The 14,060-nt window shown below is 64.9% G+C and carries 13 protein-coding genes; 8 read left to right on the top strand and 5 right to left on the bottom strand.

All coding sequences use genetic code 11. The features are described 5' to 3' along the window. The 7 genes from AC1DZY_RS23470 (at position 1) to AC1DZY_RS23500 (ending at position 8,088) form a co-directional block, all read left to right on the top strand. Positions 1–1,020 (top strand): carbohydrate ABC transporter permease, encoded by a 1,020-nt coding sequence (locus AC1DZY_RS23470; RefSeq protein WP_476822577.1) that lies wholly within the window; start codon positions 1–3, stop codon positions 1,018–1,020. Then, a complete protein-coding gene (locus AC1DZY_RS23475; RefSeq protein ID WP_476822578.1) occupies positions 1,017–2,069 on the top strand; it encodes a carbohydrate ABC transporter permease in 1,053 nt (350 codons plus the stop codon). Before AC1DZY_RS23470 ends, AC1DZY_RS23475 begins: the two co-directional genes overlap by 4 nt. Positions 2,070–2,226: 157 nt before the next feature. Continuing rightward, positions 2,227–3,300, top strand: a complete 1,074-nt coding sequence (locus tag AC1DZY_RS23480) for an ABC transporter ATP-binding protein (RefSeq protein WP_476822579.1) — start codon at positions 2,227–2,229, stop codon at positions 3,298–3,300. Positions 3,301–3,322: 22 nt separating this feature from the next. Further along, positions 3,323–5,587 carry a TIM-barrel domain-containing protein gene (locus tag AC1DZY_RS23485; RefSeq protein WP_476822580.1) on the top strand — a complete coding sequence of 755 codons (2,265 nt, stop codon included), beginning with the start codon at positions 3,323–3,325 and terminating at the stop codon, positions 5,585–5,587. Positions 5,588–5,862: 275 nt separating this feature from the next. Further along, on the top strand, positions 5,863–6,270 hold the full coding sequence (locus AC1DZY_RS23490) for a c-type cytochrome (RefSeq protein WP_476822581.1): 408 nt from the start codon (positions 5,863–5,865) through the stop codon (positions 6,268–6,270). A gap of 359 nt (positions 6,271–6,629) precedes the next feature. Further along, a complete protein-coding gene (locus tag AC1DZY_RS23495) occupies positions 6,630–7,244 on the top strand; it encodes a hypothetical protein (RefSeq protein ID WP_476822582.1) in 615 nt (204 codons plus the stop codon). Beyond that, complete coding sequence (locus tag AC1DZY_RS23500; protein WP_476822583.1) at positions 7,231–8,088, top strand: hypothetical protein; 858 nt, start codon at positions 7,231–7,233, stop codon at positions 8,086–8,088. The genes AC1DZY_RS23495 and AC1DZY_RS23500 overlap by 14 nt, the downstream gene beginning before the upstream one ends. A gap of 610 nt (positions 8,089–8,698) precedes the next feature. Here the strand turns inward: AC1DZY_RS23500 and AC1DZY_RS23505 are convergent. The 3 genes from AC1DZY_RS23505 to AC1DZY_RS23515 all read right to left on the bottom strand — a co-directional run bounded on the left by AC1DZY_RS23505 (position 8,699) and on the right by AC1DZY_RS23515 (position 12,067). Beyond that, entirely contained in the window at positions 8,699–10,612 is a 1,914-nt protein-coding gene (locus AC1DZY_RS23505) for an AAA family ATPase (RefSeq protein ID WP_476822584.1), read from the bottom strand. Then, positions 10,609–11,097 (bottom strand): hypothetical protein, encoded by a 489-nt coding sequence (locus tag AC1DZY_RS23510; RefSeq protein ID WP_476822585.1) that lies wholly within the window; start codon positions 11,095–11,097, stop codon positions 10,609–10,611. Before AC1DZY_RS23510 ends, AC1DZY_RS23505 begins: the two co-directional genes overlap by 4 nt. Positions 11,098–11,191: 94 nt before the next feature. Continuing rightward, positions 11,192–12,067: a hypothetical protein gene (locus AC1DZY_RS23515; protein WP_476822586.1), complete on the bottom strand. Its 876-nt coding sequence runs from the start codon at positions 12,065–12,067 to the stop codon at positions 11,192–11,194. 84 nt (positions 12,068–12,151) lie between these two features. Between AC1DZY_RS23515 and AC1DZY_RS23520 the strand changes: the two genes are divergently transcribed. Continuing rightward, positions 12,152–12,400, top strand: a complete 249-nt coding sequence (locus AC1DZY_RS23520; protein ID WP_476822587.1) for a helix-turn-helix domain-containing protein — start codon at positions 12,152–12,154, stop codon at positions 12,398–12,400. 329 nt (positions 12,401–12,729) lie between these two features. Here AC1DZY_RS23520 and AC1DZY_RS23525 read toward each other — a convergent pair whose 3' ends face one another. Both AC1DZY_RS23525 and tnpC read right to left on the bottom strand, forming a co-directional pair. Next, entirely contained in the window at positions 12,730–13,047 is a 318-nt protein-coding gene (locus AC1DZY_RS23525) for a hypothetical protein (RefSeq protein WP_476822588.1), read from the bottom strand. 64 nt (positions 13,048–13,111) lie between these two features. Next, positions 13,112–14,060, bottom strand: a 949-nt coding sequence (tnpC, locus tag AC1DZY_RS23530; RefSeq protein ID WP_476822589.1) for an IS66 family transposase, incomplete at its 5' end; no start/stop codon positions are given.

The following is a 14,060-nucleotide window of genomic DNA, read 5'->3' on the forward strand; positions in this document are numbered from 1 at the left end:
GTGACGACCGGCACCCCATCGACGCCTGCAAGCGGCGGCGGGCTCACGCGCCTCGCATCGGGGCCGCTTGGCCTGCTGATGCGGCTGATCGACTGGCCCATGAGCAGGCTGCAGGCGCTGATCGGCGAGCGGCGCATGGCCTATGTTTTCCTGCTGCCGAACCTCGTCTTCTTCGGCGTCTTCGTCTTCGTGCCGCTGTTCATCAACCTGATCTTCTCGGTGACGGGAGGGGCGGCGCTTTTCCCCTCCGAGCGGCCATATGTCGGCGCCGGGCAATATGCCTATCTCTTCGATTGCGGCTCCTACATCGATCCCAACTCCTGCCGGGAGGACCATTTCTGGCGCGGCGTCGCCAACACGGCGAAGTTCACGCTGTTCCAGGTCGTCGCCATGGTGCTGTTTTCGCTCGCGACGGCGGTGGTGCTGAACATGCGCATCGCGGCGCGCGGCTTTTTCCGGGCGGTCTACTTCTTCCCCGTTCTGCTCTCGCCGGTCGTGGTCGCGCTGATCTGGAAATGGATCCTGCAACGCGACGGGCTGCTGAACGCCGGGCTGACCTCGCTCGGCGGCCAGAAAATCCTGTTCTTCGTCGATCCCGGCTGGGCGATGTTCTGGGCGGTGTTCGTCTCGATCTGGGCCCATATGGGCTTCTACACCCTGATCCTGCTCGCAGGGCTGCAGGCGATTCCCGCCGATCTCTATGAAGCCGCCGAGATGGATGCGACGCCGCGCTGGCGCGTCTTCCGGCTGATCACGCTACCGTTGCTCTGGCCCAATCTGATCGTCGTGATCGTGCTCGCGCTGATCCGCGCGGTGCAGACCTTCGACGAGGTCTTCGTGTTGACGGGGGGAGGGCCGGGCACTGCGACGCTGATGGTGGTGCAGTACATCTACGACACGGCCTTCGCCAACCAGGTCCAGAATTTCGGGTTGGCGGCTGCGGCCTCCGTCGTGCTCGGCGTCGTGCTGTTCGTGCTCACCGTGATCCAGCTCGCGCTGAACCGGAGGAAGGCGGCATGAGCCGGCTCGCGCAACTGGTTGGCGCGCGTCGCAAGAGCGGGCGCTGGCATTGGACCGATGTCGCGGCCTACGCCTATCTCGGGCTCGGCGTCATCCTGATGTTCGGGCCCGTCGCCTGGTTGGTCTTGTCATCCTTCAAGACACAGGCCGCGCTGCTCGAATTCCCGCCTTCGCTGCTGCCGCTGTCGCAGAAGGAGGTCGTGCTGCCCGGCCAGCCCCAGCCGCTGCCGCTGTTCGAGGTCGAGATGCCGGACGGGAGCAAGCGCGTCCTCGCGCAGGTCCGGCGCATCGGCATTCAGGCGCAGATGGTCGACCCCGCCAATCCCGGCGAAACCATCCGCGTGCCGATCGACAAACGGACGCCCTTGCGGGAATTCAGGCTCGCGACCGGCAACTACACCGAGCCGCTGCAGCAATTCGCCTTCACGCGCTTCCTCGGCAATTCCGTCTTCGTCACCGTGGTCGCGACGCTGATCACGCTCCTGATCAACTCGATGGCGGCCTATGCGCTCTCGATCTATGAGTTTCCCGGCAAGAACGCGGCGATGCTCGCGGTCATCGGCACGCTGATGATCCCGATCACGATCATTCTGGTGCCGGTCTATCTGGTCGTGACCAAGCTCGGCCTCGTCAACTCGCTCTGGGCGGTGATCCTGCCGGGCGCCGCGACCCCGACCGGCGTCTTCCTGCTGCGGCAATACATGCTGACGCTGCCGCGCGACCTGATCGAGGCGGCGCGCATGGACAAGGCGTCGGAGTGGCAGATCTACTGGCGCATCGTCATGCCGCTCGCCATGCCGGCGCTGGCGGTGCTCGCGATCTTCTCGGTGATGTGGCGCTGGAACGAGTTCCTCTGGCCGCTCGCGGTGCTGACCAAGACCGAGGTTCACACGCTCCAGATCGGCCTCAACGCCTTCCAGGGCGAGCTGCAGACGCAGTGGCACTATCTGCTGGCGATGACGGTGGTAACGCTGGCCCCGGTCGCGCTCGTCTTCGTTTTCCTGCAGCGCTTCATCACCACCGGCATCGCCAATACGGGGATGAAATGAGAGTCCGAAATCACATTCGAGCCCTCATCCTGAGGAGCCGCGAAGCGGCGTCTCGAAGGATGCTCCAGATGTTTCGAGAGCCTGCTGGAGCATCCTTCGAGACGCGCTCCTGCGAAGCGCTCCTCAGGATGAGGGCTGAGGGATTGAGGAATCCACCATGGCCGGTTTGACCCTCAGCGGCATCCGCAAATCCTTCGGCGCGACGCATGTCATCCATGGCGTCGACCTTGCGGTCGCCGACGGCGAGTTCGTCGTTTTCGTGGGCCCGTCCGGCTGCGGCAAGTCGACCCTGCTGCGGCTCATCGCCGGGCTGGAGGACGTCACGGCCGGCGCGATCGCGATCGACGGGCAGGACGTCACCGGCCTGCCGGCCTCCGAGCGTGGGCTCGCCATGGTGTTCCAGTCCTATGCGCTCTATCCGCATATGAGCGTCTACCGGAACATGGCCTTCGCGCTGGAGAACATGGGGCTGAAGGCGCCCGAGATCGACGCCAGGGTCAGGCGCGCCGCGACGATGCTGCGGCTGACCGACTATCTCGAACGCCGGCCGAAAGCTTTGTCGGGCGGCCAGCGCCAGCGCGTCGCGATCGGCCGCGCCATCGTGCGCGATCCAAAAATCTTCCTCTTCGACGAGCCCTTGTCGAATCTCGACGCCGAACTGCGCGTCGCCACCCGCAAGGAGCTCGCCGCGCTCCACGCGCAGATCGGCGGCACGATGATCTACGTCACCCACGACCAGGTCGAGGCGATGACGCTGGCCGACCGTATCGTCGTGCTGCAAGGCGGGCGCATCGAGCAGATCGGCACGCCGCTCGAACTCTACAACGCGCCGGCCAATCTCTTCGTCGCCGGCTTCATCGGCTCGCCGCGGATGAATCTGCTGCCGGCGCGCGCCTCCGGACCCGGCGCCGTTCTTGCCGGAGACGGCGGTCATGTCGTCGAGACCGGCGTCACCGGGCTGACCGATGGCGCGAACCTCACGCTCGGCATCAGGCCCGAGCACATCGCGCTTGCGGGCTCAGGCGAGCCGGGTCTCGCGATGACGATCGACCTCGTCGAGCGGCTGGGCGGCGAAAGCTATCTCTATGGCGCCGCCGCCGGCCTGCCGCAGATCACCGTGCGGCTCGATGGCCAGACCGCCCATGAGCGTGGCGACAGCGTCGCGCTGAGGTTCCCGTCGCAGCATCTGCATCTGTTCGACGAGAACGGACAGGCGATGCGCCCCAACTGAATCATTTCGGAGCCTGCAAGATATGAAAGCCCTGACGCAAGGCCGCTATCTCGGCCGCGACGGCGAGGCCGCCCTGTTCGACCTCGGCGACGGCGGGAGCATGACGGTCCGCATCCTCGAAGGCGATATCGGCCGCGTCACGCTGAAACCGCGCGACGGCTACCGGCTCGATCGCGGCTGGTCGATCGCGCCCGGCGGGCTGGAGCCGCCTTATGAAGGTCGGCCACGCGACGATCTGTCGGGCTTTTCCTGCCCGAAGGCGACCGTCTCGGAAGCCGGTGGCAAGGTCGTGCTGTCGGCAGCCGGCCTGACGGCGGAGATCACGCTCGCGCCCTTCGGCATCGCCTGGCGTCGTGCTGGCGAGGACAAGCCCTTCCTGCAGGACCGCCCGACGCAGGCCTATCTGGCCTCGCCGCGCACCGGCGCCATCGCCCATTTCATGGCGCGCGATCATGACGAGCGGCATTACGGGCTGGGCGACAAGGCGGGCCCGCTCGACCGCACCGGCCGGCGTTTCGCGATCGACGCCGTCGATCCCTGCGGCTTCGACGCCGAGCTCTCCGACCCGCTCTACAAGATGCTGCCCTTCGTCATCGTCGACGGGCCGCATGGCGCTCATGGCGTGTTCTACGACAACCTCGCCACTGGCAGCATGGATCTCGGCTGCACGCTCGACAACTATCACGGCCTGTTCCGCTCCTGGAAAGGCGATGACGGCGACCTCGATTATTACGTTCTCGCCGGCCCGTCAGTTCCCGATGTCGTGCGCCGCTTCTCCTGGCTCACCGGCGGGCAGGCCTTTGCGCCGCGCTGGTCCTTCGGCTTCGCCTGCACCTCGATGGCGATCGCCGACGCGCCCGATGCCGATGTCCGCATCAGCGATTTCATCGCCAAATGCCGCGAGCATGCCATCCCCTGCGACTCGTTCCATTTCGGCTCCGGCTATACCCAGATCGGCCATCGCCGCTACGCCTTCAACTGGAACCATGACAAGTTCCCGGATCCTTCCGCGACGATGCAGCGGCTGAAGGACGCCGGCATGCAGCCGGTGACCAACCTGAAGCCCTGCCTGCTCGACGACCATCCGAGGCTGAACGAGACGCTCGACGGCGGCCTGCTCGTCAAGGACGGCAAGACCGGCGAACCGGCCGTGGCGCAGTTCTGGGATGGGCTCGGCTTCCACATCGACTTCACCAACCCGGCCGGCCGCGCCTGGTGGCGCGACGGCATCGAGACGGCCCTGCTCGACCATGGCGTCGTCACGGTCTGGAACGACAACAACGAATACGAGATCTGGGATGAGGACGCGCTCGCGGACGGGGACGGCCGCCCCTATCGCCAGACACTGGCGCGCCCGGCGCAGGCGCTGCTGATGACGAAGCTCTCCTTCGAGACGCAAGCCGCCCGCATACCGGGCAAGCGCCCCTATGCGATCACGCGCGGCGGGCCGGCCGGGCTCGCGCGCTACGGCCAGACTTGGTCTGGCGACAACGAGACCGCCTGGAAGACCCTGCGCTACAACCTGACGCAAGGCTTGAACATGAGCCTGTCGGGACTGTTCAACATCGGCCACGATGTCGGCGGCTTTCATGGCCCGACGCCCGGTCCCGAGCTGTTCTGCCGCTTCAACGAGTTCTGCAGCTTATGGCCGCGCATGGTGATGAACTCCTGGAACGATGACGGCGTCGTCAATCTGCCCTGGATGCATCCGCAGGTGATCCCGCAGGTCCGCGCCGCGATCGCGCTGCGCTACCGGCTGATGCCCTATCTCTACACGCAGATGTGGCGCGCCAGCCGCGACAACGAGCCGGCCGTGCGGCCGCTGTTCTACGATTTTTACGACGATCCGGGCGTGCATGTGGTCGAGGATGCCTTCATGCTCGGGCCGGAGATCCTCGTCGCGCCTGTGCTTTACGAAGGCGCGACGCAGCGTAGTGTCCGGCTGCCGCGCCATCCGGGCGGCTGGTTCGACTGGCATGACGGAACGCATTTCGAATCCGGCACGATCGCGACCGTCGAGGCGCCGCTGGGACGCCTGCCTGTCTTCGTCCGCGCGGGTGCGATCATCCCCGTCGGCGATCCGGCAGCCCTGAGCGATGCGCTCGAGCTTTTCGCTTTCGAGGCGGATGGGGCGGCGCGCGGCGAGCTCTACGAGGATGACGGCGAGACCAGCGACTGGCGCGGCGGCGGAAGCCTGACGATTTTCACGGCCGGCCGTGGCGAAGTGTCGTCGCGGGGAGACGGCAGGCCGGGTGCGCTGCCGTTGCGCTGGATCAGGCGGGGCTAGGTCTGGCGGGTCGGTCCGGGAAAACCGCGTCATCGTGGTTCCTCCGTGTCTTGCGGAACGCTCGGTGTGCCCGGCCTCGCCACCCGCCGAGCCCGCGACACCGCGTGGGCGCGCCGATTTCGCCCTTGTCTCGATCGGAAAGGCGCTGGCGGGCCCGATGTCGCAAGGCCGTGATGCTGGCTGAGGGGAACGTGACAGCTGGAGGGTCGGATCGATATTGCCCGGGCCAGGCGATGCTCTCATCGTTCTGGAACAGCTCCAAGGAGGCTCTTCCCGTGAGACAATACGTTTATCCAGTCACAGCCGGCTTGCTTGCGCTGACGTTCGTTGCGCTCGCTCCCGCGGCCGCCCGGGCGCAGGACGCAGCTGCCGGCGAGAAGGTCTTCCTGCAATGCCGAGTCTGCCATCAGATCGGCGAAACCGCGAGGAACGGCGTCGGGCCGGCGTTGAATGGCGTGTTGGACAACCGCAAGGCCGGGACGCGCGAAGGCTACACCTATTCGGCCGCCTACAAGGCGCTCGACAAAATCTGGGACGAGGACAATTTCCGAACCTACATCAAGGATCCGCGCGGCGTGACGCCGGGAACCAAGATGACCTATCCCGGACTGAAGGACGACGCCCAGATCAGCAACCTGATCGCCTATCTCAAGCAGTTCGGACCGGACGGGAAGAAGAAATAGGCGCAAGGCCGCGTTGTCAGGATCGAGGGGCAGGCCCGCGTCGGTTCGCGAACCGCCGACTGCGAAGGAAGTCCGCCTGATGCGCCACCTTGCGTGGTTTGCGCGGGGTCTTGTCCCGAAAACAAAAAGGCCGCTCTTTTGGAGCGGCCTTTTATCCCTGTATTTCAAGGGCTTCATATGGTGGGCGCGACAGGGATCGAACCTGTGACCCCTACGATGTCAACGGCGTGGTCCGCTGTTGCAAGCAAGCGCAATCAAGCACTTGCCGTTCAACACTTCAGTCGGCAAAACCTGCGTTTCAGGCATTTTCGACGGCCTGCTTTGAGTTTGCTTGCAGGTAGCCGCTTGGCGAGGCGGCCATGACGGAGCGACTGACCGATCGGCTCTCGCCGCCGGCCCGCGGCGCCCTCGAGACCATCCTGAGCGCTGCCTTGACCGTGATCGGCACGGTCCGCCCGATCCAGGCCATCGTCGATCTCGCACTGCCGCATTTCGACATTCTCCTTCTGGGCGGCCTCGCTCCGCAGCAACTCTGCATCCTGTTGTCCGAGAACGGCATCGTGGGTGACGCCGGCGCGATCATTCCAAAGAGTTCGCTGACCAGTGCTTTGTCGCGCGCTCGTCCGAAGGCTGTGGCGCGCTCGGCTGCAATGTGCGGCGCAGGATCGCGATCGGCCTCAGCCAACGGCGATCGGCCGCAGTCCGCTGCCAAACGCCACGAAAAGTCGCCGCCAGCTGCGCTCGACTTCGATACGCCGCTGCATGCGGCATTCGGCTGCAACCAAACGCAACCGGCGTCACTGCCACCTGAGCCGCTTCGGACTGAGGTGCGGCCGATTAAAGGCCCAGGGAATCCTTCCGGGGGCCCCGGGCCGCCCATGCCTCGGACGATCGAGAGCATTTCACCGACACGGAAGCGCGTTTCGGCGCTTCTCGCGATCCAGGAACAGGAGAGACCATATGACCAAGACTGAAGCCAAGATTAAGAGCAGTGTAGACGCGGCTGTCGATGACGACGTTTCGGCCATTCTACCATTGCGGTTCTTTGCGGATGTAGCCGCCGATGGCACGCACCAGGGCAAAACGACGATGGCACTCCGCCTCCGCGCGCGCTTGCAGGAGGCGGGACTATCCGTGACCACGGTCCGGATCGAATCACAGCATGTCGCCTCGCGGATTGCCGAAGGCGATATCCTGATTCCGATTGAAGACATCGGTCACTCGAGCGGGACGATCGGCGGCATCGCCGGTGTAATGGAGCCGGCGCTCGACGCGGTGAGCCGCATGCTCGAACAAGGCGGTGCCGTTATTTTCGATTGGGGCGGAGGGCTCGTGGCATACCGCTGCGAATTGCTCGCTGCGACTGGTCTCGACGAGGTGCTGACGCAAGCGGGGGTACCCGCCTGGGCGCTCGTCGTGGCGACCGAGACAGAGCCCAGTATGAGGCAAGCGCTCAGCGTTCTCGATAGGACTGCGGATTGCGCGCCCGGCATGCGACGCGCCGTCGTGCTGAACAGTCTGCATAACGGATTTCGATTTGCCGAGACGACCCCTTCCGAGCGCGCGCTGCGCTCGCTTTTGGCGCACAAGGGACTGGACGCGACGCTGCGCGTGCCTCTCGTCGCCGGACAGGCGATGGCCGCGCTCTCCCCGCTTGGCATCGACCACCGCTCAATCATGGAAATCGATCCCGACAAGGCGGCATCGACGCTCGGTCGATCGAAACTGCTGACAGGTGCTCTGCTGGCTCAGTTCGGGGTCTGGTACGAGAAGACCGCACAGGAGTTCGATCGCATCGTGCCCTTTCGAGCCGTGTGATCGAAACTTTGGTTGCTTGCGCCGGATTTGGTTGCGGGAAGCCGCAGTTCTAAGAGACGCCGGACGCTTCAACTATTGGCGGGCGCTTCGCCGAGGCGATGGTCATCCGGCATTGGCGGCATTCGTAAAGCCTGAATGGCGTTACGCGCTGATGCTGGCGACGCGGCTCGAGAGGAGATTTTTAGCGTGGATCGGGCGACGATAGCTGCCCGAAACTGACACCCGGTTGGGACCGTCGCCCCCTGGGTGATTTGACGCCGGACGGCTTGCAGCATTGCCCACCCCATGGAGCTTAACCCTGTGCTCGCACGGGGTGAGGCTGCGGCTCTGACCGTGAGCCAGGGCGGGATGACAATAAAGCTGCTGCGTGCCGATTGCGGCATAGGCCACAGCAAGGGCCTTCACGCTTTCAACATATGACAGGAGGAGATCACGGTCCTCGCGTCTTTGACTATGCGTCGAGATATCCAATGGGGTCCCCTCGGTAGATCGGCGAAGGTTATCCAGTCATCTGCCAGGACCGTGTTGATCACATAGGCCAAATGCGATCTTTATATGCTTCTCCGAGAATTTGCGTGAAGACCGTTTTGCCCAGTTGTTTTAAAGCAGTTCAAGCGGGCGCCTGCGGGCCAAACAAAAGGGCGGTGCGATCGCCGGCTCGCAATTGTCCCCCGAGAGCAGTGAGCTGCTCTCTGTCCACAATCTGCTGCCTCATCAAGGTGTCGGCGATCGCCTCGATCACAGGCCACTCGCGGGCAACGAGCTCCTGAGCCTTGCGCATGAGCACGTGCAATCTGGCATCGATCGTTTCCGCCAAGGCCCGGTCGCGTCCGACCAGTGCAAGCGCGCCTTCCGGGCCTGCGCGTACGACCAAATTTTCGTGGAGGCCGAAGCTCGTCTGTGCAGCGGCGAGCAGCTTTGTCGCTTCGCTCAAGTCGCTCGACGCACCGGTATCAGGCGCAGCTCCCGTCGCCATGTTGGCGGCCCGGCCGGCGAGCAGCACGAGAACCCGGTGATCGAGATCGGCAAGCGTCGAGACCTGCGGGACCGCGAGTTCGGTAACCCCGCCCTCCGTGCCGCTGCTACGGATCGAGACCAGCGCGACGTTGAGGCCGAGCGCGAGTGCGATGGCTGTATGTCCGGCTTCGTGGATCGCGGCATGGCGGCGCTCGGCCTCGCTGCGCCCGTCTGCCGGCAAGATCGCTTGCCGAAGATCTGCTACGTCGAGAGGGCGGGCGGCAGCGCGGGCCAGCCGACGTGCCGCCTTGATGATGGCGGTAACGTCGGCACCAGTCGCGCCCGACATGAGACGGGCGAGCGGCACGAGGTCCACATGGGCCAGATCGCCTCTCAAATGCGAGCGCAAGATCGCAGCAAGACCCGCTGTGTCCGGCGGCGGGATATGCAGCTTGCGGTCAAAGCGGCCGGGCCTCTTCAAAGCCTCATCGAGATGGTTGACATGATTGGTCGCAGCCAACAGCACGACCCCGCGCCTGTTGGCACGGCAAGCGTCGATCCTGGTCAACAGCGCCGAAATCACGCTGGACCACCACTCCCGCGATCGCGCATCGGTGACCGCCCTGTCGGGCAATGCATCGATTTCGTCTAGGAACAGAACGCTGGGCGCCATCGCCAAAGCACGCGCGAAAGTCTCGTCGATCTGCTGGATAACGTCGCCAAGATGGCCAGTCCGCTTCATGAACCAGTCGGGAACGGACGTGGACACGAAGCCCACGCGCGCGGTCCGGGCCACCGAGCGCGCCAGCAGCGTCTTGCCGGTGCCAGGCGGGCCGTAAAAGATACCACTCTCGATTTCGCCATAGGAGATCGTGCCGGCACGCGCGGCGTCGAGTGCGTCGACCAGGTCCAGACACCACTCCCGTGCCTCTCCATAGCCCGAGAGCTCGGAGAGAAGAGGTGTGTCATCAACAAACCCGGGCGTCGACTTGCGCGCGCTCGTCTGGCGCAGCCGCTGGATGCTCGCCTTCGCGTCGGCGCCCGGCCTGATGGCCGCAGCGATCTCGATGAGGTCAAGTCCCGCGATATCCGCCGGCGCAATGACTGGGCAGCGCTTGCCATAATAACCTGCGATAGCGCGGCGAACGAGAGTGGGACTGGGCGGCGGGATGACGAGTGTCACATCAGCCGTGCTTTGCAGCAGCGGAGGCAGTTGGGTGGAGTCGACGGCGATGCCGACTGCGCTGCGCCCATCCTGGAGGAGCTCGCCGACGAGCGAATCGCCTGGGCGCTTGTCGCTGCGGCTCTTGCCTTCGAACACGATGGCGCGCGTGCGCTCACGGTCGATGATCGCCTTGAGAGGATGATACCAGCTCTCTGATGGGATCTGGATCGCGATCACGTCGCCGCGTTCCATGCGACGGAAAAGGCGCGGCCCGCCGGCTTCGTGCCACGCGGTTAGAACAATGAGGTCGAGCGCCACCAACGGTGTCTGTGCAACATCTGCGGGCAAGTCATCCAGACCTGTCAAGAACTCATCATCGGGCGGGTTGGACTCGGCGCTCACGACAGCGCCTCCACCAGGGCCTGGATCGCGGCGCGGCGGATCGCGGCGGGGCCGGGCCGGCGCCAGGAAGCGATCAACGGCTCAACGTCCTCGTTGAGATAACGTCGACGCTGGAGCACGAGCGTGAGAGTGGCGCGTGACGCGTCGGAGCCTGCCAAGGCATGCAGCATGAGCATCGACATGACGATGTCGTGGCGCGGCGTGTCGAGCACGTCCAACCCCGACATCTTCAGCGCCATGGCGATAGCGGCGGCCGGGTCGCCGGCGAGCGCTTCCCGCCAGTGTTCGACCCGCAACGGCCTGAGATGGCCGAGCAGTGCGCGAAGCTCGATCTGATCGCGATCGGTGATCGCACTGGCGGAAACGCTACGCCAGAGCAAGAGCAGCGGGGCCATATCGAAGGTACTGGAAGCTGAAATCACGCCGAGCTCGTCCAAGAGGACAGCTCGTGTCTTGGCGGGATGGGCGAGGATGGCTGCGGTCATCGGGGCAAACTCCGGCGATCGCCGGCTTGAGGCCGGCGTCGCGTCGAGGTGTTGGGAAAGGTTAGGGCCTGCGTCGCTGAGCGCCGCCGTCAGGTCAGGCGGGCGGGCTCATCGCGAGCGCCGGGACGGCCTGGCGCCCCGTCATCGCCGCGAACACGCCGCGGTCGCTGCGGAGGGGCTTGTCGTCGCGCGGTCTCGCCCGGTCGGCGAGCCTCTCCTGCGCGATCTGCAGCATCGGCGGCACGCGGGCGAGCATCTGGGTTTCGAGCGCGGCGAGCGCGGCGTCGATGGTCGGGGTGACCGCGACCCCGAAGAGGGCGTCGAGCTTGTCGCGGGTCACGGTCAGCTCGTCGCGGAACCCCGACCTGCCATAGAAATCGATGACATGGCAGCGATAGCTCTTCAACTTGATGCCCAGGAGCGTGCGCACATAGGAGGCCAGCTGGAGCCTGGCACAGGCGAGATCGCGCTCGGTCGTCCTGCGCTTCTTGCTCTCGGTAACGCCCGAGCCGCGCTTGATCTCGATCACCATCGCGACCGAGCGCTGCAAGTCGATCACGATCATGTCGAAGTGCCCGAACCTGACGGTTGCGCCGTCGCTGGCGAGCGCGAGCGCGCCAACGCGAACGGGACCGTTCTCCTGGACATACATCTCGGCTGCCGAGGTGATCGGGAGGCGCACCTGCTGCATCACAAGGAAACGGCGATTGGGCACCAGCGCGGCGTAGAGCGCGTCCTCGATCACACCGCCCGAGCGCTTGATGACCGAGTTCAGGAAGGAGGTAACGGCGCTGAGGCTGGGACCGAGCAACGGATCGATCGCGAACTCGGCCGAAGCGGCGCCCGAGACAGTCTTATCGATCCGCGACAGCAGATCGGCCGGCAAGGCGGCGCGCGGCGTCGGGAGATTCATAGCAGTGGAGGAGGACTTGACGGCGGCGGGAACGGGGCTGGAGCTGGCATGACGCATGGGGTAAGTTCCTCTCGTGAACGGCATGTCCACGGATAGAGGTTTGGCACTTCAGGTGACTTTTGTCACTATAAGTGATAAAATATGCTTAACAAATCCCAATTACGAGCCGCTCGCAGCTGGCTGAACATATCGCAGGATGAGCTGGCTCAACTGAGTGGGGTAGCCAAGCGGACGATCATCCGTATCGAACAGAGTTCGTCTTCCTCGCAGGAACGAACGCTCCGTGACCTGCAGACCGCGCTCGAATTGAAAGGCATTGAGTTCCTTTTCGAGGGCGGCCATGGCGTCGGTATTCGCGCCAAGCTTCGGAATGACAGCGCTGGCGAGTAGCACTGAGCGGGCGCAGTCTGTTCCGAGGTTACATTCCCCTAGCTCGACTGGCCCGGTCGGTCGGTGGTCTCAATTCGATAGTGCTGCTGATAGTTCGCTGGCGACTTCGCCTAAGTCGCTAAGGCTGATAAGCGCGAGGGGCTTGGACGCGAGCGACAGGCGTCCCGCGGCCCTCGCGGCTTTCGAGTGCGCGATCTACGGCTCGTGACAATACGGACGTTGACGTCCACGCGCTGCCGATCAAGTGTTGGTGGCTGGAGCGTGCTTTCCAATTTTGAGAGCGCAACGAGAGCTGGCATCATCGCAGATGGCCAGTCCTACTCGGCCTATCATGACAGATCGAGTGAGCCGCTATGGCAATCGAAGCCATTAGTCTGCGGAGGGTGTCTCGCGAGGATCTCGCCGACGTCGAGGCGATCTTCGATGATCTGCGAGGCTACTCTCTGCGGGTTGACGGGGCGACCAAGCAGACCGGGGGCCGCGCTGTCCTTCGTGACCGCGCTGCCGCCCGGTCTGGTCCCGATCGGAAACATTGCTTTATCGCAATCAGGCAAGACGGCCCGTTCGGCCTGCTGGACGTTATCCAGGATCATCCCGTCCGAGGAACCGCTTTCATCGGGCTGCTTGCGGTCAGGGAAGCCCTTCATGGGGCAGGCCTCGGCGTGATGCTGTTTTCCGCGGCCGAGCGCTTCATCAGAGTATGCGGTGTTCTCAGGCCACGGCCTTGAGCGGCTGTGCAGCGTAGGCCCAAGGCAGCAGGTCGTCGATCTGGCTTTGCGGGTGGCCTGCCACGATGCGGGCGATGACGTCGACGAGGTAGGCTTGCGGATCGACGCCGTTGAGCTTGCAGGTTTCCACGAGCGAGGCGACGACGGCCCAATGCTCGGCGCCGCCGTCTGATCCGGCAAAGAGTGCATTCTTGCGATTGAGGGCGATGGGCCGGATGGCGCGCTCGACCACGTTGGAGTCGATCTCGATGCGGCCGTCGTCGAGGAAGCGACTGAGGCCCGCCCAGCGCGAGAGCGCGTAGCGGATGGCCTCGGCAAGCTTGCTCTTCTGGCTGACCAGGCCGAGCTTTCCCTGGAGCCATGGCTCCAGSGCCGCGACGATGGGGCGGCTTCTGGCCTGGCGGGCGGTGCGCCGCTCCTCAGCGGGGCATCCGCGGATATCGCCYTCGATGCGGTAGAGTTCGGCGATGCGCAGGAGCGCTTCCGAAGCGATGGGCGCTGGCCCGCCTTGCGCGAGATCGTAGAACTTCCGTCGGACGTGGCTCCAGCAAAAGGCCAGGCTCACGGCATTCTTCCCAGCCAGCGTGTTGTAGCCGGCATAGCCGTCCACCTGCAGCACGCCAGCGAAGCCTTGAAGATGCCGGGTCGGCTGCTCGGCCTTGCGGTCGGGGGCATAGAGATAGGCGACGCCCGGCGGATCGGCGCCGCCCCAGGGCCTTTCGTCGCGGGCATAGGCGAAGAACTGGCCGGTCTTGGTCCGGCCGCGTCCGGGGTCGAGCACCGGCGCCGTAGTCTCGCCTGCGAAGAGCTTGGTCGACGCCTTCAGTCGCTCGAACAGGCGCTCATGCACCGGCCGCAGGAGGAAGGCCGCCTTGCCGACCCAGTCAGCCAGGGTCGAGCGGTCCAGGTTCACGCCCTGCCGGCCATAGATC

The sequence above is a fragment of the Allobosea sp. P2_A10 genome, from assembly GCF_056405115.1.

Excerpts from the sequence above, each read along its gene's own strand:
- AC1DZY_RS23475 (WP_476822578.1), top strand. The coding sequence starts at position 1,017 with ATGAGCCGGCTCGCGCAACTGGTTGGCGCGCGTCGCAAGAGCGGGCGC.
- AC1DZY_RS23480 (WP_476822579.1), top strand. The coding sequence starts at position 2,227 with ATGGCCGGTTTGACCCTCAGCGGCATCCGCAAATCCTTCGGCGCGACG.
- AC1DZY_RS23485 (WP_476822580.1), top strand. The coding sequence starts at position 3,323 with ATGAAAGCCCTGACGCAAGGCCGCTATCTCGGCCGCGACGGCGAGGCC.
- AC1DZY_RS23495 (WP_476822582.1), top strand. The coding sequence starts at position 6,630 with ATGACGGAGCGACTGACCGATCGGCTCTCGCCGCCGGCCCGCGGCGCC.
- AC1DZY_RS23500 (WP_476822583.1), top strand. The coding sequence starts at position 7,231 with ATGACCAAGACTGAAGCCAAGATTAAGAGCAGTGTAGACGCGGCTGTC.
- AC1DZY_RS23510 (WP_476822585.1), bottom strand. The coding sequence starts at position 11,097 with ATGACCGCAGCCATCCTCGCCCATCCCGCCAAGACACGAGCTGTCCTC.
- AC1DZY_RS23515 (WP_476822586.1), bottom strand. The coding sequence starts at position 12,067 with ATGCGTCATGCCAGCTCCAGCCCCGTTCCCGCCGCCGTCAAGTCCTCC.
- AC1DZY_RS23520 (WP_476822587.1), top strand. The coding sequence starts at position 12,152 with ATGCTTAACAAATCCCAATTACGAGCCGCTCGCAGCTGGCTGAACATA.
- AC1DZY_RS23525 (WP_476822588.1), bottom strand. The coding sequence starts at position 13,047 with ATGAAGGGCTTCCCTGACCGCAAGCAGCCCGATGAAAGCGGTTCCTCG.